Origin of the sequence: Pseudoalteromonas sp. 2CM36K, from assembly GCF_023161865.1 — a bacterium.
GTDB classification, from domain to species: Bacteria; Pseudomonadota; Gammaproteobacteria; order Enterobacterales; family Alteromonadaceae; genus Pseudoalteromonas; species Pseudoalteromonas tetraodonis.
The window spans coordinates 1-21,730 of sequence record NZ_JALNTK010000030.1 but is presented as its reverse complement, the minus strand read 5'-3'; the positions used below and the strand labels follow the sequence as shown (position 1 = coordinate 21,730).

The 21,730-nt window shown below is 39.6% G+C and carries 28 protein-coding genes; 12 read left to right on the top strand and 16 right to left on the bottom strand.

The genetic code is table 11. The annotated features are described in order from the left end of the window. Nucleotides 1–82 precede the first annotated feature (82 nt). Nucleotides 83–1,096: a hypothetical protein gene (locus tag MTN97_RS16340; RefSeq protein ID WP_248474894.1), complete on the top strand. Its 1,014-nt coding sequence runs from the start codon at nt 83–85 to the stop codon at nt 1,094–1,096. An 11-nt stretch (nt 1,097–1,107) separates the two neighbouring features. Here MTN97_RS16340 and MTN97_RS16335 read toward each other — a convergent pair whose 3' ends face one another. Further along, nucleotides 1,108–1,350: a hypothetical protein gene (locus tag MTN97_RS16335; protein ID WP_008110174.1), complete on the bottom strand. Its 243-nt coding sequence runs from the start codon at nt 1,348–1,350 to the stop codon at nt 1,108–1,110. A gap of 165 nt (nt 1,351–1,515) precedes the next feature. Between MTN97_RS16335 and MTN97_RS16330 the strand changes: the two genes are divergently transcribed. Then, nucleotides 1,516–1,965, top strand: a complete 450-nt coding sequence (locus MTN97_RS16330) for a methyltransferase family protein (RefSeq protein WP_013465273.1) — start codon at nt 1,516–1,518, stop codon at nt 1,963–1,965. 60 nt (nt 1,966–2,025) lie between these two features. Here MTN97_RS16330 and queC read toward each other — a convergent pair whose 3' ends face one another. Next, nucleotides 2,026–2,682 (bottom strand): 7-cyano-7-deazaguanine synthase QueC, encoded by a 657-nt coding sequence (queC, locus tag MTN97_RS16325; protein WP_013465272.1) that lies wholly within the window; start codon nt 2,680–2,682, stop codon nt 2,026–2,028. 145 nt (nt 2,683–2,827) lie between these two features. On the opposite strand from queC, the gene queE reads away from it, so the two are divergent. After that, on the top strand, nt 2,828–3,493 hold the full coding sequence (gene queE / locus MTN97_RS16320; protein ID WP_069439668.1) for a 7-carboxy-7-deazaguanine synthase QueE: 666 nt from the start codon (nt 2,828–2,830) through the stop codon (nt 3,491–3,493). A 107-nt stretch (nt 3,494–3,600) separates the two neighbouring features. Here queE and MTN97_RS16315 read toward each other — a convergent pair whose 3' ends face one another. The 5 genes from MTN97_RS16315 to MTN97_RS16295 all read right to left on the bottom strand — a co-directional run bounded on the left by MTN97_RS16315 (nt 3,601) and on the right by MTN97_RS16295 (nt 5,987). Further along, nucleotides 3,601–3,873 (bottom strand): hypothetical protein, encoded by a 273-nt coding sequence (locus tag MTN97_RS16315; RefSeq protein ID WP_069439667.1) that lies wholly within the window; start codon nt 3,871–3,873, stop codon nt 3,601–3,603. 15 nt (nt 3,874–3,888) lie between these two features. Continuing rightward, nucleotides 3,889–4,191, bottom strand: a complete 303-nt coding sequence (locus tag MTN97_RS16310) for a hypothetical protein (protein ID WP_138627478.1) — start codon at nt 4,189–4,191, stop codon at nt 3,889–3,891. Nucleotides 4,192–4,523: 332 nt separating this feature from the next. Then, nucleotides 4,524–4,970 (bottom strand): hypothetical protein, encoded by a 447-nt coding sequence (locus MTN97_RS16305; RefSeq protein WP_248474893.1) that lies wholly within the window; start codon nt 4,968–4,970, stop codon nt 4,524–4,526. A gap of 116 nt (nt 4,971–5,086) precedes the next feature. Continuing rightward, nucleotides 5,087–5,545: a DMT family transporter gene (locus MTN97_RS16300; RefSeq protein ID WP_248474892.1), complete on the bottom strand. Its 459-nt coding sequence runs from the start codon at nt 5,543–5,545 to the stop codon at nt 5,087–5,089. Nucleotides 5,546–5,552: 7 nt separating this feature from the next. After that, complete coding sequence (locus MTN97_RS16295; protein ID WP_248474891.1) at nt 5,553–5,987, bottom strand: DMT family transporter; 435 nt, start codon at nt 5,985–5,987, stop codon at nt 5,553–5,555. Nucleotides 5,988–6,083: 96 nt separating this feature from the next. Between MTN97_RS16295 and MTN97_RS16290 the strand changes: the two genes are divergently transcribed. Next, entirely contained in the window at nt 6,084–6,239 is a 156-nt protein-coding gene (locus tag MTN97_RS16290; protein ID WP_248474890.1) for a LysR family transcriptional regulator, read from the top strand. Between the two features lie 27 nt (nt 6,240–6,266). Further along, nucleotides 6,267–7,016, top strand: coding sequence for a substrate binding domain-containing protein (locus MTN97_RS16285; protein WP_248474889.1), 750 nt, complete (start codon nt 6,267–6,269; stop codon nt 7,014–7,016). Nucleotides 7,017–7,163: 147 nt separating this feature from the next. On the opposite strand, the gene bcp is transcribed toward MTN97_RS16285, so the two are convergent. Then, nucleotides 7,164–7,643 carry a thioredoxin-dependent thiol peroxidase gene (gene bcp, locus MTN97_RS16280; protein ID WP_013465264.1) on the bottom strand — a complete coding sequence of 160 codons (480 nt, stop codon included), beginning with the start codon at nt 7,641–7,643 and terminating at the stop codon, nt 7,164–7,166. Nucleotides 7,644–7,653: 10 nt separating this feature from the next. Further along, a complete protein-coding gene (locus MTN97_RS16275; RefSeq protein WP_013465263.1) occupies nt 7,654–8,187 on the bottom strand; it encodes a glycine cleavage system protein R in 534 nt (177 codons plus the stop codon). A 355-nt stretch (nt 8,188–8,542) separates the two neighbouring features. Here MTN97_RS16275 and bamC point away from each other — a divergent pair, with 355 nt between their 5' ends. Together bamC and MTN97_RS16265 are read left to right on the top strand one after the other, a co-directional pair. Then, on the top strand, nt 8,543–9,601 hold the full coding sequence (bamC, locus tag MTN97_RS16270) for an outer membrane protein assembly factor BamC (RefSeq protein ID WP_248474888.1): 1,059 nt from the start codon (nt 8,543–8,545) through the stop codon (nt 9,599–9,601). 65 nt (nt 9,602–9,666) lie between these two features. Next, entirely contained in the window at nt 9,667–11,055 is a 1,389-nt protein-coding gene (locus MTN97_RS16265; RefSeq protein WP_069439661.1) for a YjiH family protein, read from the top strand. A gap of 33 nt (nt 11,056–11,088) precedes the next feature. Here the strand turns inward: MTN97_RS16265 and MTN97_RS16260 are convergent, their stop codons facing one another. Further along, complete coding sequence (locus tag MTN97_RS16260; protein WP_076916055.1) at nt 11,089–11,238, bottom strand: DUF2897 family protein; 150 nt, start codon at nt 11,236–11,238, stop codon at nt 11,089–11,091. A gap of 85 nt (nt 11,239–11,323) precedes the next feature. Further along, entirely contained in the window at nt 11,324–11,860 is a 537-nt protein-coding gene (locus tag MTN97_RS16255) for an acyloxyacyl hydrolase (protein WP_076922501.1), read from the bottom strand. Nucleotides 11,861–12,106: 246 nt separating this feature from the next. Between MTN97_RS16255 and MTN97_RS16250 the strand changes: the two genes are divergently transcribed. Both MTN97_RS16250 and MTN97_RS16245 read left to right on the top strand, forming a co-directional pair. Then, nucleotides 12,107–12,700: a phospholipid-binding protein MlaC gene (locus MTN97_RS16250; protein WP_248474887.1), complete on the top strand. Its 594-nt coding sequence runs from the start codon at nt 12,107–12,109 to the stop codon at nt 12,698–12,700. Between the two features lie 210 nt (nt 12,701–12,910). Then, nucleotides 12,911–14,248, top strand: a complete 1,338-nt coding sequence (locus tag MTN97_RS16245; protein WP_036982202.1) for an ankyrin repeat domain-containing protein — start codon at nt 12,911–12,913, stop codon at nt 14,246–14,248. 63 nt (nt 14,249–14,311) lie between these two features. On the opposite strand, the gene MTN97_RS16240 is transcribed toward MTN97_RS16245, so the two are convergent. The 5 genes from MTN97_RS16240 to MTN97_RS16220 are packed head-to-tail and all read right to left on the bottom strand — an operon-like array spanning nt 14,312 to nt 17,831. Beyond that, on the bottom strand, nt 14,312–14,764 hold the full coding sequence (locus MTN97_RS16240; protein WP_036982203.1) for a DUF2069 domain-containing protein: 453 nt from the start codon (nt 14,762–14,764) through the stop codon (nt 14,312–14,314). Next, a complete protein-coding gene (wrbA, locus tag MTN97_RS16235; RefSeq protein WP_036982205.1) occupies nt 14,761–15,315 on the bottom strand; it encodes an NAD(P)H:quinone oxidoreductase in 555 nt (184 codons plus the stop codon). Before wrbA ends, MTN97_RS16240 begins: the two co-directional genes overlap by 4 nt. Beyond that, nucleotides 15,315–15,662 carry an arsenate reductase (glutaredoxin) gene (gene arsC / locus MTN97_RS16230; protein WP_248474886.1) on the bottom strand — a complete coding sequence of 116 codons (348 nt, stop codon included), beginning with the start codon at nt 15,660–15,662 and terminating at the stop codon, nt 15,315–15,317. Before arsC ends, wrbA begins: the two co-directional genes overlap by 1 nt. 54 nt (nt 15,663–15,716) lie before the next feature. Then, a complete protein-coding gene (locus tag MTN97_RS16225) occupies nt 15,717–17,174 on the bottom strand; it encodes a M48 family metalloprotease (RefSeq protein ID WP_069439657.1) in 1,458 nt (485 codons plus the stop codon). Nucleotides 17,175–17,186: 12 nt separating this feature from the next. Continuing rightward, nucleotides 17,187–17,831, bottom strand: a complete 645-nt coding sequence (locus tag MTN97_RS16220) for a hypothetical protein (RefSeq protein WP_248474885.1) — start codon at nt 17,829–17,831, stop codon at nt 17,187–17,189. Between the two features lie 143 nt (nt 17,832–17,974). Here MTN97_RS16220 and MTN97_RS16215 point away from each other — a divergent pair, with 143 nt between their 5' ends. From MTN97_RS16215 to MTN97_RS16205, 3 genes are all read left to right on the top strand, one after another. Further along, entirely contained in the window at nt 17,975–18,193 is a 219-nt protein-coding gene (locus tag MTN97_RS16215) for a hypothetical protein (protein ID WP_248474884.1), read from the top strand. Then, nucleotides 18,186–19,250, top strand: coding sequence for an AI-2E family transporter (locus tag MTN97_RS16210; protein WP_248474883.1), 1,065 nt, complete (start codon nt 18,186–18,188; stop codon nt 19,248–19,250). Before MTN97_RS16215 ends, MTN97_RS16210 begins: the two co-directional genes overlap by 8 nt. 107 nt (nt 19,251–19,357) lie before the next feature. Then, nucleotides 19,358–21,613: an aminotransferase class V-fold PLP-dependent enzyme gene (locus MTN97_RS16205; RefSeq protein WP_248474882.1), complete on the top strand. Its 2,256-nt coding sequence runs from the start codon at nt 19,358–19,360 to the stop codon at nt 21,611–21,613. Nucleotides 21,614–21,730 lie beyond the last annotated feature (117 nt).

The window sequence follows — 21,730 nt, the reverse complement described above, 5'->3', positions numbered from 1 at the left end:
GTGTGATCGGTTTTTGTGATTAACTACGTAAAGTGCTTCATAGTTAATATCTTGCCATCAGGCGGATTTATTTGGTTTAAATATGTCAGATAAAAATATAAAAATTGAGCCATTATTGGGCGATGGGCAAAAGTGGCAACACAGTTACGAGCAACCGATTTCGTATGCACCGTTAGTGCAATTGGCCAATAATAACTGGATTGTTCCCCAGCATTTTTTACGTTACAAACATACGCTAGCCAGCGTTAATGAAGTGCTTAACGACATTAGTTTTTCCAACCACTTTAGTGTGTTAGCTGCAGAAAAAAACAGTGATATTTATCTGCAAGTGGCGGTACTTAGTCCAGATAATTACCGTGCTGAGAACAAAGCAAAAAAGTTATTGTTTGGTCGTCGCTGGCCAGTAGAGCAAAATTTGCCAACCTCAGAGCTTATTCAAACAGCATTTTTAGCATTGAAAGTGGCACGCGAGCATGAAGTAAGAGAGCTTTTTCAGCTGCAGCATCAAGGCGCAACTAGCACGCCATTTAATAATCATCATGACTTACCCGTTATGGCGCAAAACCCTGAGCTTGTTAAAAGCATATCGTTTAAAAATATTCCATTGAACGACCTGATTGAGCGCCTGGTGTTTGCGGATAATAAAATTGCGCTAATTAACTGCCAAGCAATAATCACCGGTGAGCAGGTGTATACGGTTAAACTTCATTGCGATAGTTGTCAGCTAAGCGAATTTAATAATAAAACCTTGTCATTTTTAGCACCTGATGCAACAACCAACAGCTTTTTACATAGCTTTATTGCCGCACTGGTTGCTGTAAGTAACGAGTATGTGAGTGAGCATTTTAAATACCAAGGCTTTGCGCGCTTTAGTAAAGATGTACACGCAGAGCAGGTAGGGGAGTTAAGCATTGCCATGCGTTCACCAAGTTCAGTTAGTTTATGTTCTATGGGTAAGCAAGAGGCGAATCAGTTAAACTTTGAAATAGACAGCGGCAGGGCACCTCAAGGGTGTGGACAAGCCATTGGCGGGTTTTTAGCTGCCCATGGTATAGAGCAGCCAGAAAATGCACATTTATACCCTAATTATTTATAACTAAGGGACGGCTATAGTTTGTTTATTTCTTGTTTTACGCTATAGCTTGAGTCGGTAACAATGGCTTCAAGTGTTTGTACTCGTTGTTTAAGTTCACTCACTTGAGCGGTTACCTCAGCTAGTTGTTTGTGTGCGTCTTGGTTGTTGTCCTGTACTTTATGTTTAAACTCAAGGTGCTTTTTATACATATCGTAAATAACCCCCGAACCGACAGAAATAAGTACAATGAGAACTATCATTGTTGTGCCAGACATAATTACTTCCTTTAATTTTATTTTAAGTTTAAATTATAACCATAATTAAGCGCCGATAAAGCTAATTAATTGTAACTTTATTTGTATTTATAAAGTCATTGTTATTATTTGTGCCGCCACCATATAGTAACCATGTAGTTTTTTTAATCGATACAAGGAATAGGTATGTTAAATAATAAAATTCCACCGGTTGTCGTTGTGGTATTTTTCGCTGCTGTTATGGCACTTATTGCGCATTACACAGTAATAGACTTTACCGCCTTCATAACTTACCTAGCATTAGGATTAGTCGCTATAGGTTGTTTCTTTTGTATTGCCGGGGTCGTCAGTTTTCGTTTAGCCAAAACCACGGTACTACCAAATAAACCTGAGCAAGCAACAAGCTTAGTTACCTCAGGGGTATATAAACTCTCACGTAACCCTATGTATTTAGGCTTTGCTTTTATACTGGCGGGGTGGGGCGTGTGGCTAAGCTCTATTTGGGCTTTTTTAGGTATTGTGGGCTACGTTGGTTATTTAACGCTGTTTCAAATCATTCCCGAAGAGCGGGCGTTACATCAGTTATTTGGTGAGCAATTTGAGGATTACAAATCGCGGGTAAAACGCTGGCTTTAATGTTTTTTCATGCTAAAAAAGGCTACCCTTGGTAGCCTTATAGTGTGCTTATTTTAAACTTTACTCGTATTCAAGCGGGTCGGTTACGTTGTTCAGCTCAAAGGCTTCTAAACGTTCTTGGCAAGCGCCACATTTGCCACAGGCCTTATCACGACCGTTATAACAGGTCCATGTTTGGCTGTAGTCTAATCCCATTTTAATACCATCGGTTAAAATATCGATTTTAGTATTATTTAAATACGGGCTAAAAATTTCTACCGCATCGTAATTTGCAATACGACACACATCATCCATCTTTTTAACAAACTCAGGGCGGCAATCTGGGTAAATAGCATGATCGCCCGAATGCGCACCGTAATATACTTTGCTTGCTTTAAGCGACACCGCATAACCTACCGCTAAAGAGAGTAAAATCATGTTGCGATTAGGCACAATGGTGCTTTTCATGCTTTCTTCTTCGTAATGGCCTTCTGGCACATCAATATCGTCTGTTAACGACGAACCACCAATAAGCTGATTAATTGCCGATATATCAACAATTTTGTGCGGTACATTTAGCTTTTCACATACGCTGGCGGCGACTTTAAGTTCTTTAACATGACGCTGACCATAATCAAACGAGAGGGCATAAACATCATGGCCTTGCTGCAGGGCTTTATTTAATACAGTAAATGAGTCCATACCGCCGGAATAAATAACAACTACTTTTTGCGTCATACGTGGTTTGCTCTTTAGTTTTGATAGAGGTTTATATCAGGGCGCGATATACTACACGGCCAAGGCATAAATGACAATTTTTGCACCGTGCTTTGTGATTTCTAATAGTAACAATTTTGCCGTCAGGTTGTAAGTGAGATTTCTTTTGTACAAAATTAATGAAGTGTTTGAAACCATTCAAGGTGAAGCGAGTTTTACTGGTACGCCGTCTATTTTTCTACGCCTGCAAGGTTGCCCTGTGGGATGTTCATGGTGCGACACAAAGCAAACCTGGGATGTTGATAACGTATATAAAGTATCACTTGATGACACGGTAGAAAAAAAAGCCGACTCAGATCATTGGGCTGAGGCGAGCGCAGCGCAGGTACTTGAATTATTTAAGTCCCGTGGCTATACCGCCAAGCATGTTGTTATAACCGGTGGCGAACCTTGCATGTACGATTTAAATCCAGTATGTAATTTACTGCATGATCATGGCTTTAGCACACAAATAGAAACCAGTGGCACCTTCGAAATACTCGCCCCTGCACAAACGTGGGTCACGGTATCGCCAAAAATTAATATGCGCGGTGGCTACAAAGTACTCAGTAGTGCCATGCAACGCGCCGATGAAATTAAACACCCAGTTGCTATGCAAAAACACGTAGAAGAACTGGAAGAGCTATTTACCGCCACCGGCGTAAACCCAAAACTGGTATATTTGCAGCCAATCAGCCAAAAAGCCTCAGCCACTAAATTAGCCATTGATACTTGTATCGCTAAAAACTGGCGCTTATCAATTCAAGTACATAAGTATTTGGGGATTAGTTAAAGAGCAGCTGTAAGCTGCTCTGCGTTAAGTTATATAACGTAGATACAAGGTTGGGTTATAAACCCAACCTAACTAAACAAATTTTAACTCATAAAGTTAAGCTGGCTTTAAATATAATTTTCATCAATAAACTGACACCACAGCTGTGTGTTTAATTCTGGTACATTTGGCTTATCTCTAATACCGAGTTTAAACATGATCACAGAGCGCCATTCTAAAGAGCCAATGTCTGGCCCATGTCCATAACCGTCACCGGTATTAATTTGCTGCTCAACATAGTTAAACCACGCCTCAGAGCACGGCGAATATTGTTCATCTTTTTGCGCAACACTACTGCATCCAGCAATAATGAGTATTAAAGGGGCCATTAATAGTTTCATATTTTACCTATGTGTTTATTTTGCTAATCGCTGCTGTGCTAAGGTTAAACGCTTATGTGAGCTGTATACTTGCAACCTTTCATCGTCCGTAATTAAAAATGCATCCATTTCTACAGATATTAAAGCAGATATGGGGAAAATCTCTAAAATACCAAAGTCAGCAAGTTTAGCTGAAAGAAGTGCCGTTTTGCCATTAGCAATAAAAGTAGAATCTTGATCACGAAAATCGCCATCAACATATAGTATTGCACCACCAAACCATGAGTTAACAATTTTAATTTTATGACCCTTGACCGTGAATTCGAACTCTTTTCGCATTTTCAAACTCCATTTTTTGAAAAACCTATAAAGTTTTAACAACTTGTTATATGAAATTTATGCAGAACTTTAATAATACACTCTCAAAAAATTATTCAAAGCGATGAGTATAAAGCGCTTATCTACCACTTTACGGCTGACTTACCTGCTGAACAGTTTAATAAAATTTATCAGCAAGCACTGTTAGATGGAGAGTGAGAACGCAAGCACAACGTGGCTTTTTAACCGCTAGAGTAGGCATATTTATCATTGAAATAATAAGCCGATGATAAAAATAAAGCCGCCTTGTGTAAGGTAGATTAGTATAACGCTGCATACTTGGCTCTGAAAATTCAAACAATGGCACTAACAAGTGCACCCGCGTCAGTAATACCAGCGTCTTTCATAGCTTGGCTAATTATTTGCACTAGCGCGACTACTTGAGATTGTGTTGATGAAACGATATTTGCCTGTGCTTCAATTTGTGCTTGTATGACCTCGTCTTCCGGATCGTATTGAGTTTTTAATTGAGATAGTTGTTCTTTTTGTTCTTCAAGCTGCTGTTTGAGCTCCTTAAGTTGCTCTATCATTTTTGCGATATATTCAGGCATTTCTGAATTTGCTGTTTTTTCAGCATTTTGCTCAGCCTCTTTTCCTGAGAGTTTATTGCGTTCTTTGTCTGATAATTGATAATCAGTGTTGTCCTGATTTTTTGTTGTGTCTTTTGTTTGTAGTGCAATATTTGTTTTTTCGGCTGTAATTTTAACGTCAAAGGCTGAGTGTTTATTTAGCTGTATCACGGTTTATTATCCATAATAGTATGTTTATTGATGTTGTTATCGGCCGCGATGCCAAAGTTTAAAGTGCTAAAGCAATAAAAAAACGTTGCCTTTGAGCAATGTTTTTTTAGTTTTAACTACGATTTTTTGTTTTCAACTTTACCGCTTGAATAAATAAAAAATAATGCAATGGCTAAACACACTAACGCCGCTAGTCGACTGGGTGACAATGCAATAGCCTCATTACCAAGCCAGCCAAAATTATCAATTAATACACTCATGGTTAGTTGACCAAAAATAACCGCGACGGTTGCCACAGCTGTACCTATTTTTTGCACCGCAAACACCATAATAACAATGTATGGTACGCCACACATGGCACCAAGTAGCTGCCATTTTGGTACATCCATTAAGGTTACAGCATGATTTGGTTCAAAATAAAATATAAGCAGTGCGGTTACCAGTGCACCAACAGAAAAGGTTAAAAAAGCACTTTTAAAAACACCGACGTTACCGCCTAGTCGTCCGTTTAAGGCTGCTTGAATGCTTAATGTTGCGCTACCAATTACAGCTAGAAAAATCATAATAATAGTCATAGTGAATTTATCCTTGTGCCATAAAAACCAGAGAGATAATAATAAACGCCAAAGCAATAATGCGTTTAACGTCAATTTTGCGTTCAGTAGTGCCAAACAAACCGTAATGGTCAATAATTAAGCTTTTGAAAATTTGCCCTGCGAGTATGCCGATCATTGTCATGGCTATGCCGATGTTTGGCGTTGCAATTGTTAAAATAACCACGTAAACAGGGCCAAGCACGCCACCCAATAATAAAGAAGGGGGCTGGCTAAAAAATGAAGGACTATTCTGAGGGCTAAAAAACAGCATTAGCAAAAATGTTAAGGCGGCACCAACCGCAAATATACTAAATGTGGCCCACAGTTCACCCACTTCACTACCCAAAGGCCCTAATAACCCCGCTTCTACGGACAAACCCATACCGCCCATAAAGGTCAGTAATATTAATAGAAATTGCATTTATATCCTCCAAATAGTAATTAATACCATTTTAACCCAGCTAATAAGCCAGAAAAACGCTACAATCCAGAAATGACTTTTGCAGGAACTGCACAAATGAATGACATAAATACAGTGAGCATTAAAACACTCGTTACGTTTATCGGTGTTTTTAATACCCATAGTTTTTCAGAGGTGGCTAGGCGGGAGGGGGTGTCTGCGTCAAATATTTCACGGACTATTCAACAATTAGAAGATGCACTAGGGCAGTAGCTTTTTTATCGAAATACCCGTGCTGTTGTGCCAACAGAAGCGGGTCGGTTGTTTTTAGATTATGCACAAACAATCACCGAGCAAATGAATGACGCGAGAAAAGAGCTGCAAGACAGAACGCTCGAACCAACCGGGTTAATTAGAATTAATGCGCCTGTATTTTTTGGCCAAAGGCACATTGCTCCTTGGTTGCCTGAGTTAAGTATTCGCTACCCAAACTTACAAATAGAGTTAACACTTACTGATGACTTTATTGACCCGCATCGAGATGCCACCGATGTTATATTTCGTATCGGTGCGTTAACCGACTCTTCGTTACATGCGCGCGTATTTGGTACTCAAGTGTATCATTTAGCAGCCTCACCAGCGTATTTGAAAAACAACCCTAAAATTACTAACCCATCTGCACTTAAAAATCATCAATGCTTAATTTATAAAGGTTCTTCAGGCGCGAATCGTTGGCTGTTTAAAGCTAGAAATGCATCATGGACTCATTACTCTGTTGCACCATTACTTGTCTCAAATAATGCGGATACATTATTAACTTGTGCATTAAAAGATATGGGTTTAGTGCTGTTCCCTGATTGGCTTATTGGTGAGCATTTAAAGGCGGGTACTTTAGTAAAGGTGTTACCTAATTATGATGCAGCAATTAAAACAGAGCCTCAGCAAATAGCGGCTATTTATCCACACACACGCTATGCCCCTTTAAATGTTAGGGCGCTTATTGATTACTTTGCTGATGTTTTCGGTGAACCACTTTATTGGCAACAATAGCTTAATTGATTTGGTGCTTTAAAAACCAAAAAAGCGTTGCTCTTGGGCAACGCTTTTATTTTTATCTTGTTTAGCCTTTAGCCTTTAGCCTTTAGCCTTTAGCCTTTAGCCTTTAGCCTTTAGCCTTTAGCCTTTAGCCTTTAGCCTTTATTCAGCTGCTAAATAATCTAATACCACTTGGTGGTGATCTTTGGTTTTGAATTTATCAAACAAGTGTTTAATTTTACCGTCTTGGCCTACTAAGAAAGTGAGGCGGTGGATACCGTCGTACTCTTTGCCCATAAACTTTTTATAGCCCCACACCCCAAAAGCGTCAGCAATGGCATGATCTTCATCTGAAAGTAGGTCAAAGTTAAGCTCTTTTTTTGTTTCAAAGTTTTTAAGACGCTTAATCGGATCTGGGCTTATGCCAACAACATGGGTGTTAAATTTAGCAAGCTCGGCTTGTTGGTCACGCAGGTTTTCGGCTTGTACGGTACAGCCAGGCGTTGACGCCTTAGGATAAAAGTATACCAGTACTTGTTTTTCTTTTAATAACTCGCTGAGCACGACAGTTTCGTCATTTTGGTTTTGTAAGCTAAAAGCCGGTGCTGTGTCGCCACTTTGTAATGGGGTAATTTTGTTCATGCTAAACTCCTTAGCGAATACGTCGAAAGATGTAATCTACGTTTAAAACGTGCGAAAGGTTTTCAAAACTAATTTTAAATTGGTCAATATCAACGTCAACGGGAATATTAAATTCAAGTTCACAGCGCATTTTAAGCTCAGTTTCTTCTTCGTAGGTGTCTGATTTTAATGAGCAAATATTAATATTATTATCTGCAAAAAAACGCGTTACTTTACTTAATGTGCCAGGGGTGTCTATGCCGGTATATTCTAAGGTATAGCCTGCACAAAACTCGCTTTGATTATGGCTTGAAGTACGCTTCATCATAGTGAGCAGTCCAAGCTCCATGCCTTTGGTGGGTAATGTATGCTCTATGCGGCTAATGGCTGACATATCACCGCTAAGTAGCATAATAAAGGTGAATTCGTTGCCTAAAATTGCAATACGGCTATCTATAATATTACAGTGGCAATCGCTTACGAGTTGCGTAAGTTCACTGACGATGCCCGATCTATCCTCGCCAATTGCTGTTAAAACAATTTGATGGTTTGAAAATGCAGTCATGGGTTTTAAAGTACCTAAGTTACTTGGATGAAAACAACCGACTTGGCAACAAAAAAATAAACACGTAGCGTTGCACAGCGGCAAAGTTTAACACAAAACCCGCGTTAAACTATAGCAGCGGTTAATTTTAGGCGGTTAATAGTGCAGTGTTTCTTGTTTTTACAAGCTTGTGAAAGTACCATAGCAAAAATGTGTCTATTTGTAGCCTAGTCCGTTTGTTATCTCATAGGCTGAATGCAGTTAGGCAAGCAAATTATAAATGTAAAGTTAATATTGATTTTACACTGAACCAAATCGGTATTACCCACTCATATATTTGTTAAAACAATTAAGGGTATGCTAAGGAGAATTATCTGTGCAGTATTGGATCCCAAAAGCACTAGCAGTAAGTGTATTGGTAAGTTTGTCAGGGTGTAGTGTATTTACAAGTGATGCTCATAATGAGCGTAATTACCGCGCCCATGAGCCGGTTAAAGTGCCTGCATCGTTATCTCAACCCGCTCAAGATCCTGTTTATAAAATGGATGTGGGTCAATATGATAATAATCCGGAGGCAACAAACTATCGTCCGCCGGCGCAAGTTTTAACCATTGCTAAAGGCAGTTGGGTTGAGGAAGCAGATAAACAAGCGCGTATTTATTTTGATAAAAATGACGGCATTGAAGACTTAGATGTGTTTATTTGGGATTCGATTCAAGCGGTGCTTGCTGATAATAACATTAGTGCAATACAGCAAGATAAAGCGCAAGGAACACTTGTAACCGATTGGTACGCTATTGTAAAGCCTGAAGAAAGCTGGTTATGGGGCAATGATGAAAGCGTTGATTTAGAGCGTTTTAAATTTACCATTGAAGAAAAAGAACACCAACGCACAGCCTCGTTAACCGCTGAGCTTATTGATTTTAAAGGTGATAAGCCGCTAACTGATTTATTAAAACAACAGCTTGAAGTGCGTGCACTTAACCAAGTAGTGAGTGAGTTTGATTACCGCTACCGTCAGCTTGAAGTTGATATGCGTAAGCGCCAAGGGATCATCTCGTTAGAACTCGGGTTTGATAACAAAGGCAATGCCGCACTTGTTACTGAGCAGGCTTACGATACGGTATTCGATCGCTTTTCTGGATTCTTAGAGCGTTTATCTTTTACTATTGTTGAAATAAACCAAGAGACAGGTTTAATTACAGCAGATTATGCGAAAGTAGAAACCAGTGTGTGGGATTCAATTTGGGGCGATGAACCAATAGAGCTTCCAATTGATGAAGGTCAATACCAAATTTTGGTTAGCAAAACCAAACAAGGTGGCACCAGTCTAACGTGGATGGATGACAAAGGCGAAACACTTGAACCAGGTACAATGAATGGGTTACAACAAGCATTAGAAGCGGCGCTAATTAAGCGCGGTATTAAAATTTAATAATTATAAATACTTCCCACAAAAAGAGCTTTTTGCTCTTTTTGTGGTTTTTACAGGTTAAAAATATGTCTCAGTTAGATTCATCACGCCCAGCACCGGTCCAAAAAAGTTATGATTTGAAAATATGGTTGGTTTTTTTAATTCCTTCATTAATCGGTGTGTTTTTGTTTATGACGCCAGTACCGTCCGGCGAAATAATGACGATTCCTATTGCGGTAATGGCAAAAGCAATTCAAGCTTTATTTAGTCAAATAGCGCTTGGGTTAATAGCGACGATTATTTGTATTACTGGCGTTATGTCGTTGGTATTTAGTGTGTTTAAACCGAAAAGCTTAACCAAATTTCGCTTATTAAATCATTTGTTTAATGTGAGTTGGATTTGGTTAGTAACACGGTTATTAGGTATGGTGTTTGTGCTTTTAACTTATTTTCAAGTTGGGCCGCATGCTATTACCTCAGAAAATACCGGCTTGCTGGTATTGAAAGATTTACTACCAGTGTTGTTTTCGGTGTTTATTTTAGCGGGCTTGTTACTGCCGTTATTACTTAACTTTGGTCTACTTGAGCTTGTGGGTACCTTACTTACTAAAGTAATGCGCCCATTATTTGGCGTACCAGGGCGCAGTGCAGTTAACTGTGTTGCTTCATGGTTAGGTGATGGTAGCGTCGGTATTTTAATGACTGCGCGTCAGTATGAAGATAAATATTATACTCAACGTGAAGCTGCGATTATTGGTACCACTTTCTCAGCTGTTTCAATTACCTTTTGTTTGGTTGTTATTGGCCAAGTAAAGCTTGAATACTTATTTGCACCTTTTTACCTAACCGTGTGTTTAGCGGGTGTAGTGGCTGCGATAATTGTTCCGCGTTTACCGCCACTGCGGTTTAAAAAGGACGTGCTTATTGATGGTGAAGAGCCCGATGGAAACGCTGAATTGGTTCCTGAAGGCAAAACATTACTTAAGCATTCACTTGATGTTGCATTAACTAAAGCAGAAAAAGCACCAGGTTTTAAAGGCACAATTGAAGAGGGCTTACACAACGCATTTGATATGGTGTTTGCAGTATTACCTGTGGTAATGGCTGTGGGTACATTTGCGTTAATTATTGCTGAGTACACGCCAATATTTCAATATTTAGGTATGCCGTTTATTCCATTTTTAGAATTGCTACAAATACCTGAAGCTGAAATGGCGGCACAAACGATTATGGTTGGATTTGCAGATATGTTTATTCCGTCTATTTTAGCCGCAGGCTCAATTGAAAGCGATGTAACACGCTTTATTATTGCGGCAATGAGTGTAACGCAACTTATTTATATGTCTGAAGTGGGCGCACTTTTATTGGGTAGTAAAATACCGGTTAATATTTTTGAGTTATTTGTTATTTTTATTCTCAGAACCTTAGTAACCTTGCCTGTTATTGCCTTAATGGCACACTGGTTAGTTGGCTAAGTAATCATTTAAACGAAAAAAAGCCCTGATTATTCAGGGCTTTTTTGTTTCTTTGCTTTGCGCAGATGAGCGAGGTGCTGAGGGTTTAAACTCGCTTTTTGCACTTAAACGCAGCAGTACTAAATTGCCGATAACAATAGCCAGTACAATCACGATAACGAGTACGATTTGCCAAATTTGCATTGCGATGCTCTTATTTTTTATTAAGCGATAATTATGACCACTTTAAATAAAAGCTGCAATCCTCTCTAGGGCTGTAAATAAGCAATTAGAACCGTTGTGCCACCGATAACGTTAAAAAGTTAATACCTGGGTTGGGCGCTTTGAATCCGGCGTTTGAATAGTGAATAATTCGCAGCGCTACATTAGTTTCACCAAAATCTGCCACTAGGCCTATCCTATCTTCAAACTGATAGTGAGTACTTAGGTTTTTACCAGCAAAATAGCGCTCATCAAGTAATGAAAAACCAATGCCAGCCTCTACATAAAAGGGGGTGTTGTATACACTAAATACTGGAAATTGCACCACCGGTGACACAGCCAAGACCACGTTGGATTGTGATTGTTGATCATGGCGGTATTGCCACACATTAACGCTGGTTTCTAAATAAAAACGAGCATCGCCGACAAAGTTTTGCATTCCTTGAGGGTGATATTGATACGCAAGCTTTGCACCTGTTACATTGCCTTCTCCTTTTAATAAATCGACGGCATAACCATGGTTAGAGGATGCATAAGCGGCTTTGGTAGCCAATATAAACAGGGTAAAAACAAGAACTAAAAGTCTGTTGTATGAGGTTTTCATAACGGCCAACTAGGGTTTAAGTCAAAATAGTAAAGGGATAATAAGGGCGGTGAATTGGTGTTTTCAATAAGGACAAAAAGCCGCTTGTATATGGCTTGTTAACTGATTTATTTAACCAATTGAATTTATTTAATTAATTTAATTGGTGCCAATTAGGCATTAATAAGTTGCTTATTTATGCCTTTTTTATTGCCTGTTATTTGCGTAAATTACGCTTAAATTAATTATTTAAACTATGCATTTTTTATGAAACTTATAAAGCTTTTAGTGGTTATTGCTGTTTTTTTCAGTGGCACTTTGTATGCACAAACGCAGCCATCACCTAAGCAGTTATTGCAAACTGTAGCAGAATCATTATTTAACGATATTGGACAGGTAAATGCGAAAGGCGATGCCAGCAAAGAAGCCATGTCGTTAATTGTTCAGCAGCGTTTAATGCCACATATTGATGTTAAGTTTGTGTCGTTTAAATTATTAGGTAAGCATATTAAAGGTATTAACCGTGACCAAGGTGTTGCGTTTATTAATGCTGTAGAGCATTACTTAACAGGGACTTATGCCGGTGCGCTCATGAAGTACACAGGGCAGGATGTAATATTTGAGCAAGACGCTGCTGCAAGCGACTCTAAATTTGCTACGGTTAAAACGCAAATTATTGAACCGAATAAGCCAACCATTGATTTGCACTTTAAATTGCGTTTAGGTAACAACAACCAGTGGAAAGTATACGATATTGTTGCAGAGGGAATTTCGTTACTCAGTGCTAAGCAAAAAGAGATCATTCAACGTATTTCTGATGTGGGATTAGACCAAGTCACAGCAGAACTTCAGCAAATTTAGTACTTTTGCAATTAACAGCTCCAACCTTAAAAGCAGCTAATGACGTATGTTGTTAGCTGCTTTTGTATTTTGGCCTATATTGCATGAGTTTACGCTAGCTTGGCTACCTAGCTGTGGTAGAATATTGGCTTCTTTGATTAAGCGTGGTGTCAGCTAAATACTGTTATAACTGACTACTCACCCGAGCTACACTGGAGTTGTGTTGTTTTAATGGAAAATGTACTAATTTGGCCAAAGGAATACCCGTTACTGGTCAAAGGGCTGGTTGAACAAAACGGTGCCTTCATTTTAGATGCTTTAGAAGCTTGGCCCGCCTGTCGCTCTACTGAAGAAGATAATGGTGTATGCACCACTGTTTTACCCCCAATTTATTATTTAACCTGGTTAACCCCCTTAGAGCCATTCGAAGAGTGTTATTTTCAGCATATTTCTGAATATGATGAAAACGCACAAGAGTATATTGCTGCACTGAAAGAGCATTATTTTGCCAATGATTACAGCATAGAAAATATTGTGCTAATGCTGTGTCAGCGACTTGAAAAGTACGCAAGTGTGTCGGCACAAAATAACATTGAAACGCCACTTTCTTTAATTAGCTTATTTTTTAGTAAACGCTTTTTTACTCTAATAGAGCATGCACTAGAGCAAGGTGCAAAGCTCTCAGCTGCAGATACCTTAGCTATTTGGAAAGAGGTCGATTTTAGAGAGCGTTTAAGTGCGCATATTCCCCAGTCGATTGCTGATATTGACCACTTAGCAGAGCTGACCAGCGAAAAAGTGGCTGCTGGCAAAGATTACTTTACTTTGTTAACTCAGGTGTCTCCTGATGTTGATTCTATTGTGCTTTTAGAAAATGCCTTACTTGCGCATTTAAACAAGAAAAAAGCTAAGCAAACCATGGCAATGCGCTTTATTGAGCAAGGCGCCACGGGCACCTTAACCGATGAAGGTAATAAAACAGCATTTATGTGGGCGGCAGAAAAAGGCTACGTAAATGTAGTAGAAACACTCCTGCAGTACCAAGATAAAAAAGCGGTAGACGACCAAGGTAATACGGCGCTGCATTACGCGGTGATAAGTAAAAACGAATCGTTAATGATTTTACTGCTCAAAGCAGGGTATGACTTTAGAGCGCGAAATAACGAGGGGTTAAGTTGTTACCGATTAGCGGTTAGTATAAAAGCCAGCAACTTAGTTAAGTGCCTTGAGCGTGACTTTGGTATTAAAGAGTTATCGCCAGAGGGGCAGCTAGAGCGAATTAAAAAGGTGCATGTGCTACATGCGCTTGTGGCTTTATTATTACCGCTACAGTTATTTTTCTTTTTTGATGAAAACATCACTATAAAAAGTGAGCTTACTCTTTTTATGACCATGACGGCGGTGGTGTGTTTTTTCTTTGCAACGAACTTAAAGCGTTGCTCATTGTACCCGCATGTAAAACACCCATGGGGGTTGTTTTTAATACGAATGATGTCGGTTTTTAGTCTTGTTGCACAACTAGGTTTAGCCTGTATTGTAGGGTTGGCAGCTTTAAGCGAGTTAGTTTAAAAGTTAATGTTTTGCTACAAAAAAACGCGCTAATTAGCGCGTTTTTGCATTGTTGGGTATTTATTACGGATTGTTTTTATCGTGCTCGTGTGCAGCTTTTTCTTCAGCGAGCTCATCTTTAAGCTTGCGAATTTTAAGCCCAAGTTCTTGCCCTCTATGGCGCGCATAATAAGTACAGCCAATAAACATAGATGAGGCAAATAATAACTCAAGCAATACCCATATAAGCTCATCTTGTGCGACCCACAGCAATGTAAAGCCATGAATAAAGTAAAACATAACAATAAAATTAGCCCACGCATAGGTGTAGGTTTTATCTTGTAATATGCCTTTTAATGGCAGTAATAGTGGCAATACATACACTAAGAAAAGAAAGGTGTTACTGTGACCGTCTCTAGGGGCTAATACAAACATCCATAACGGCATTAAAATAAGCAGACCAATATAACCAAATAAGGCTAGGCGCTGAAATTTAATGGTAATCGGTTTTTTAGCAGGCTCGCTTACTTGAATCATTTAAGTTTACTCGCAACTTGAGTCAGGCGTTTTCCTACGCTTTGACATATTTTAATTTCGTCTTGACTTAGGGTTGAGCTGTTATTGCTACCTGCAACGTGAGAGGCGCCATAAGGTGTTCCTCCTGTTTCGGTGCCGAGCAACTCAGGTACATCGTAGGGTACGCCCATCAACATCATCCCATGGTGTAACAAAGGCAATGACAAATTGAGTAGGGTTGCTTCATTGCCACCATGCATACTGCTTGATGATGAAAACACACAGGCAGGTTTATCAATAAGTTGGCCTTTGAGCCAAAGATCGCTGGTGGTTTCCCAAAACGTTTTTGCTTGTGAGGCCATCATGCCAAAGCGGGTCGGCGTACCAAATGCAAGCCCGTCACAGGCAACTAAATCATCTTTACTGATCACAATGTCATGCGGGTTTTTAGCCACAAAAGTACGCAGTAATGCAGTTGCACCTTGTTGCTCTATTGACTCTGCAATCTCATGTGCCATGGCTTCTACTGAGCCATGGCTTGAGTGATACAGCACCACGATGGTTGTGCTCATTATAGAACGCTTAATACGTTTTCAGGCGGGCGACCTAGGGCGGCTTTATTGTTATTTACTACAATAGGGCGCTCAATTAGTTTTGGGTGATTGACCATGGCATCAATAAGCTCTGACTCGCTATTTTCATCTTTTAAATTAAGCGCTTTGTACTGCTCTTCTTTGGTGCGCATCAAATCTCGTGCCGAATTAAACCCAAGTTGAGAAACTAAGGTACTAATTTGCTCATGAGAAAGCGGTGTTTTTAAGTATTCAACAACACTCGGTTCAATGTTTTTACTTTGTAATAGGTTAAGGGTTTCGCGTGATTTTGAACAACGCGAATTATGATAAATAGTAACTGACATAAAAATACATCCAAAGTGTAAATTGTGGCTATTTTAGGTGAACTCACTAAAGACTTAAAGCCTCGCAAGCTCTTTTTGCAATAACCGATACTGTGTGAGTAACGCTTTTAAGCGCTGTTGCTTAACATCTTCACTTGGCTCTACAAAATTAAGCGCTTTTTGTATTTCGTCGGCCGCTTTTAAATACGCGCCATACTGAGATAATACATCGGCATTGGCTTCATGGTAGGCCGCCAATTTTTCTTGTTTTTTGTAGGCGTCAGTTAAAAGCTGTTTGCCTAAATTGTGATCGGGTTTTTCCAGTAAAAACGACTTTAATATATTTTCAGCTAACTCATATTGCTCAGCCTCTAATGCCGCGTTGGCGTAATTTAAGGTGATCACTTGGTTATTTGGCCGATAATTATTTAGCTCGCTTAAGTAACTAACTGCTTCTGCGGCTTTTTTTTGTGCAATGAGTAAATCTGTTTTGGTATCAATATAAAATAAGTTTTTAGGATCGTCTGCCAATAACTCATCAAGAATAGGTTGTGCTTCATCCGTCTTTTTTTGATCAAGCAAACTAATAGCTAAACCGTATTGTAATGCTACGTTGTTATAGGTGTTTTCGCGCATTAACTTTCTAAATAAGGCTTCTGCGTTTTCGGGTTTGTTATCGTAACGCGCCAGGACTCGGCTTTTTGCTAAGTCAAAATCAAGGCTCGAGCTTACCTGGCGTTTAGGGTATTGCTCGGCACGAAGGCGAACATCTGACACACGACTTTCAGGAAGAGGGTGAGTGAGTAAAAACGCCGGTGGTTTATATTTATAACGAATTTGTGCGGCAAGTTTAGTTAAAAATTCACTTGATGCTCTGGCATCAAACCCTGCGTTGTTGAGGGTTTGCATGCCCATTCTGTCTGCTTCTTGTTCGGCAGAACGGCTATGTGTCAGCTGACTGAAAGCTGATTGTGTTTGGCTGGCTGAAATAATAGCCATACCGGCATCAGGGGCTACAACCGCGGCTAAAATACCAGCAATCATGCCTGCAATAGTAAGCCCGCTATTATCTTGTTGCTGCTGAATGCGCCTTGCTAAGTGGCGCTGGGTGACGTGTGCTATTTCGTGGCCAAGAACCGATGCAAATTGACTCTCGTTATCGGCTTGGGCTATTAATCCGGTGTGTACACCAACATGGCCGCCATAAAATGCAAATGCATTGATTTCGGGATTATTTAACCAAAAGAATGAAAACCCAAAACGCACATCATTGGCGTTAGCAACTAACTTTCTACCTAAGGTTGTTAGGTATTCATCAAGCACCGGATCGTTAATCAAAGGCGATGAGCCTCTGATCTGCATCATCATCACTTCACCAATCGCTTTTTCTTTTTCAATTGGTAGTGCTTGTAAGGCTGAAGTGCCTAAGTCGGGCAGTTGAAGATTGGTTTGTGCCTTTAACGGCTCACTTATCAGTAGGCTAAACGTAAGCGCTGCACTGCATAAAGTGATAAAGGCTGATTTTAGCTGCATTATATTCCTTGTTTATTTTTTATCAGGGGCACTTGAAGGATCATGTCTATATAAACGGCTGTCCTTTTCACATAGTTGATAAAACGCCTTTATTGTGACCCCATCAACCTTAACAATGTTCAATTGAGTTTGTAAAAAAGCAATAATTTTATGAACCACTTTGTGAGAATGTAATATAAGCGCTTTATCTGCTTCATCGCCTTGGTCTAAGTAAAAGCCAATAAATTTATGTAATTGATTAATGCGAATAACGGTTTTCATTGTCAATGGATCCCATAACCTAAACTCCATTGTCTCATCATGTCGTGCGTACCTATCGATGGCGGTATCATTAGAAAAAGGGAAGGCTTGTAATTCAAAACCACGCTCGGTAAACACTTGATGCAGTGAAATTCGTGGTTTGTTATTGCTTTCTTTTTCATAAAGCTCGTTGGGGTCTATTCCCAGCGCTTCTAAATTCCAATTGCGTTTGTCGATAATACGCTTGATGGCATTATCAAATCCGTGATCTAAAATACTTTCACATTCACTTACCGACGAAGCCACTAAATGATAAAAATGCGGCAGCTCCCCCCAATTAATTTGCTTTTTAAACCAATTAATTTCTTTGAGAGTTGGATTGCTAGGCAATTGCGCTTTATTATGCGAATTAGGCATTAACGTATCCTGATAGCTAACGATGCTATAAGGATAAACCATTGCAGAGGTTGTTTTAAGAAAAAGTTAAATTTAACTGCGGTTAATCTCAATTGGCCCTGTTATAGGACTTATTATTAATGTGAATAGGTAGCGAAACGAGTATGCTAGAGCTAAATTTACGCGCTTATAAATGCCCACAGCAATTTATTCAGTTTAAATTAGGGCTGCGTGATGCAATATCGTTAAAACAAGCAATTACCTTTAATATCTCACAAGAACAAAACACTGATGATATTGAACGATATTTGCAAAAAAAAGCGTATTATTACAAGTTAAATAAACAACAGGGGTTGTTATTAGTGGAGCCGTTTTGTGTTTGAATATGTAAAAGCATGGTATGAAAAAAAGTTTTCTGATCCTGATTCAGTCACTTTACTTTTTTTATTGTTGGCACTGGTTGCCATGTTGTATTTTTTTGGCCCATTAATTGTGCCTGTGTTAGTGGCACTGATCATAGCTTATTTATTAGATTGGCCTGTGGTTCACTTAGAACGGTTTGGCCTTAAGCGTTTTACTGCCACCAGCATAGTAATGCTGATATTTATTGGCATTATGCTCACTTTAATATTGGTTATAGGCCCTGTGCTTTGGCAGCAAAGCAGTAACTTAGTCCAAGAAACACCGCATATGGTCGAACAAGGTAAATCGTTTTTACTCGAACTGCCTGATAAATACCCCAGCCTTATTAGCGCAGAGCAAGTACAATCGATTGTAGTAACCGTTGAAACCAAAGTTCTCGACTTTGGCCAAGTGGTATTGTCTGCGTCGCTTAATTCATTAAAAGACGCTGTAGCATGGTTAATTTACCTTATTTTGGTACCGCTACTGGTGTTTTTTATGCTCAAAGATAAAGTAGAGCTCAGTGCCAGCATTGCTAAAATGATCCCACGCCAACGCCGCTTAATTCTACAAGTGTGGCATGAAATGAATCAGCAAATCATGAATTATATTCGTGGCAAAGTATTTGAAATTTTAATTGTTGGTTCTGTGTCGTTTATTGCTTTTACCATACTGGACTTACGCTACGCCGCGCTTTTAGGCGTTCTCGTAGGCTTTTCGGTGCTTATTCCGTTTGTGGGAGCAGCGTTAGTAACTATACCAGTGGCCGCAGTAGCGCTGTTTCAGTTTGGTTTAGAAACTCAATTTTGGACCGTTTTAATTATATACGGCATTATTCAAGCGCTCGATGGCAACGTATTGGTGCCTTTACTGTTCTCTGAAGCGGTTGATTTAAATCCGGTATTTATTATTGTTGCGGTGCTATTTTTTGGTGGGCTATGGGGTTTTTGGGGAGTGTTTTTTGCCATTCCATTAGCATCATTAGTCAAAGCACTTATTAATGCCTGGTCATCCAAACACGAAGATCTCGGTAACTAAAAGGTATAGTAAACGCACTTTAATTACTAAAGATTATTACTCATTCCTGTCAAAACTATGTACTATTGGGAATAAGATATATTTTTTAGTAATAAGGTGCGTTTTTAATGTCAGAGTTTTTATTGCCAGATGAACCCAAAGCTCAAGTTTATCTCGATGCAAATGCGACCACACCTGTATTGCCATGTATTGCAGAGGTGGTGTGCCACGCTATGCAAATTTGTTTTGGTAATCCCTCAAGTCCTCATATAACCGGCATTCAAGCCAAGCACTTATTAGAACAAACCAGGCAAAAAGCCCGTATTGTCATTGGCGCGCAGCAAGGTGATATTTTATTCACCTCGGGTGCCACTGAGGGGATTCAAACCGCCATTGTATCTACGCTCATTAATGCAAAACACCATACAAAGCCAAACCCCGTTTTATTGTATGGGGCAACCGAACATAAAGCGGTGCCTAATACGCTAAAGCATTGGAATACAGTGCTGGAAATTAACGCAGACATTATTGCTATTCCGGTTAATCGTGGTGGTATTTTAGATTTAGACTTTATTGCTCAGCATATTGATAACGCTTTGATGATTTGCACGATGGCCGTTAATAATGAAACCGGTGTTTACCAAGATCTAAGCGCCATAGAAAAGGTGATTCGTAGTCGTAATAGCCAAGTCACTTGGATGGTTGATTGCGTACAAGCGCTTGGCAAACAACAGCTCAACCTAAGTGAAACCACGATTGATTATGCGCCTTTTTCAGGGCATAAACTTTATGCACCTAAAGGCATAGGTTTATTGTATATTCGTCAAGGCAGCCCATACACGCCCTTTATAGCCGGTGGCGGACAAGAAAGTGGCATGCGCTCTGGTACAGAAAACCTGCCTGGTATAGCTGGGCTCAATAAGCTGTTTAGTTTGCTGCTAGATAAACAAGACGAGACATTTAAATCAACAGATGTACTTAACTTGTATCGAGATAAACTGCATAGCGCCTTAGTTGATACTTTTGGAAGTATTACCTTTAATCATGACTTTGCCTGCTCAGTGCCCACAACGCTTAATTTTGCAGTTAACGATTTAACCAGTAAAGAAGTTATTGATTTATTTGACGCTGCAGGTATTAGGGTCAGCGGTGGTTCTGCATGCAGCACGGGAGCTACGCAGAGCTTTGTGCTTGATGCGATGGGAGCCTCACAGTGGCAAAGTGAAAACGCTATTCGTTTGTCGTTTGGCCCTGCTGCCACGATGGCGCAAATAGATGATGCATGTGAACAAATTAGAGCGCTTAAAACGGTATTACAAGCTAACTGTTTAGTGATTTCTGATAGCAGTTTTCCTGTGCAAGAAGTATGTGCTTTAGGGCTTACCCAATTTAGACACCAAGGTGCATGTAGTTGGTTGTATGTAACAGATGATCAACATGCATTTATTATCGATCCGATTATTGAATTGATCCCTCGCTTTGAAAAAATAGTAACTACACAAAATTTAACTATTACCGCTATTTTAAATACGCACGAGCATCAAGAACGTCACTGCGCACTTGATTTAATGCGCAGCGCACTTAACGAAAACCTAGTCGCTGGAGAGGTTGATAAATTAGGCTGGCCAACTAATAGCGACAAATTGCAATTAACCACTCACGTACTCGAAAAGTTAGCCACACCAGGACATAGCCAAGATAGCGTGAGTTATTTATTAAAAGCGAATAATGGTGATGTTGAGTACTGTTTTTGCGGTGATTTAATTTTACCTGCAGGGCTTGGAAATACCGCGCTTGATGGCGGGGATGCAATGCAAATGGCGCATTCCTTGACGAGGTTAGCAGCAGAGCTGAATCCGCTAAGTGTGGTGTGTTCAGGGCATGATTACCAACAGTGCTTTGCAATGAACTGGGCTGTTCAACAGCAGCAAACGCCATTATTACAAACCTTAATTAAAGGTGATATTGATGACGCTGAATTTGCCGCACAAAAACAGCAAGCAGATTTACAACAACAAACACAAGCTAACACGCTCTGTGGTTATGTTAATGCTAAGCCTGCTGTAGAAACTTCGCAATTAAGTTTTAACCAAGCAAAAGAAATACTGGTAAAGGGCAATGCGTATTTAATTGATACCCGAGAACCTTATGAACATGGCGCTAATAATTTAAGCGTATTGCTAAACGTACCCATAGCTAAAACCTTAAATATTCCTTTAAGTCGAATGGCTCATGCACTTACGCAAGGTCAATTGGACAAAAACAACCAGTATATTTTGGTGTGTCGCAGTGGTAACCGTTCAAAAATTGCGGCAGCAAATTTGACTGAGCTTGGTTACAGCAGTGTTTATAACTTAGCAGGTGGTTTAGCGTTAACCGGTTAATTGTTTTTTTAGAGGAAAGGCCGACATTTGTCTAACACCACTCGTTTAAGAACGAGTGGTGTTTTTTCGTTTATATCTAACCGGATATTTTTGTGTCTTTGCCAGCACCGCTCGCGG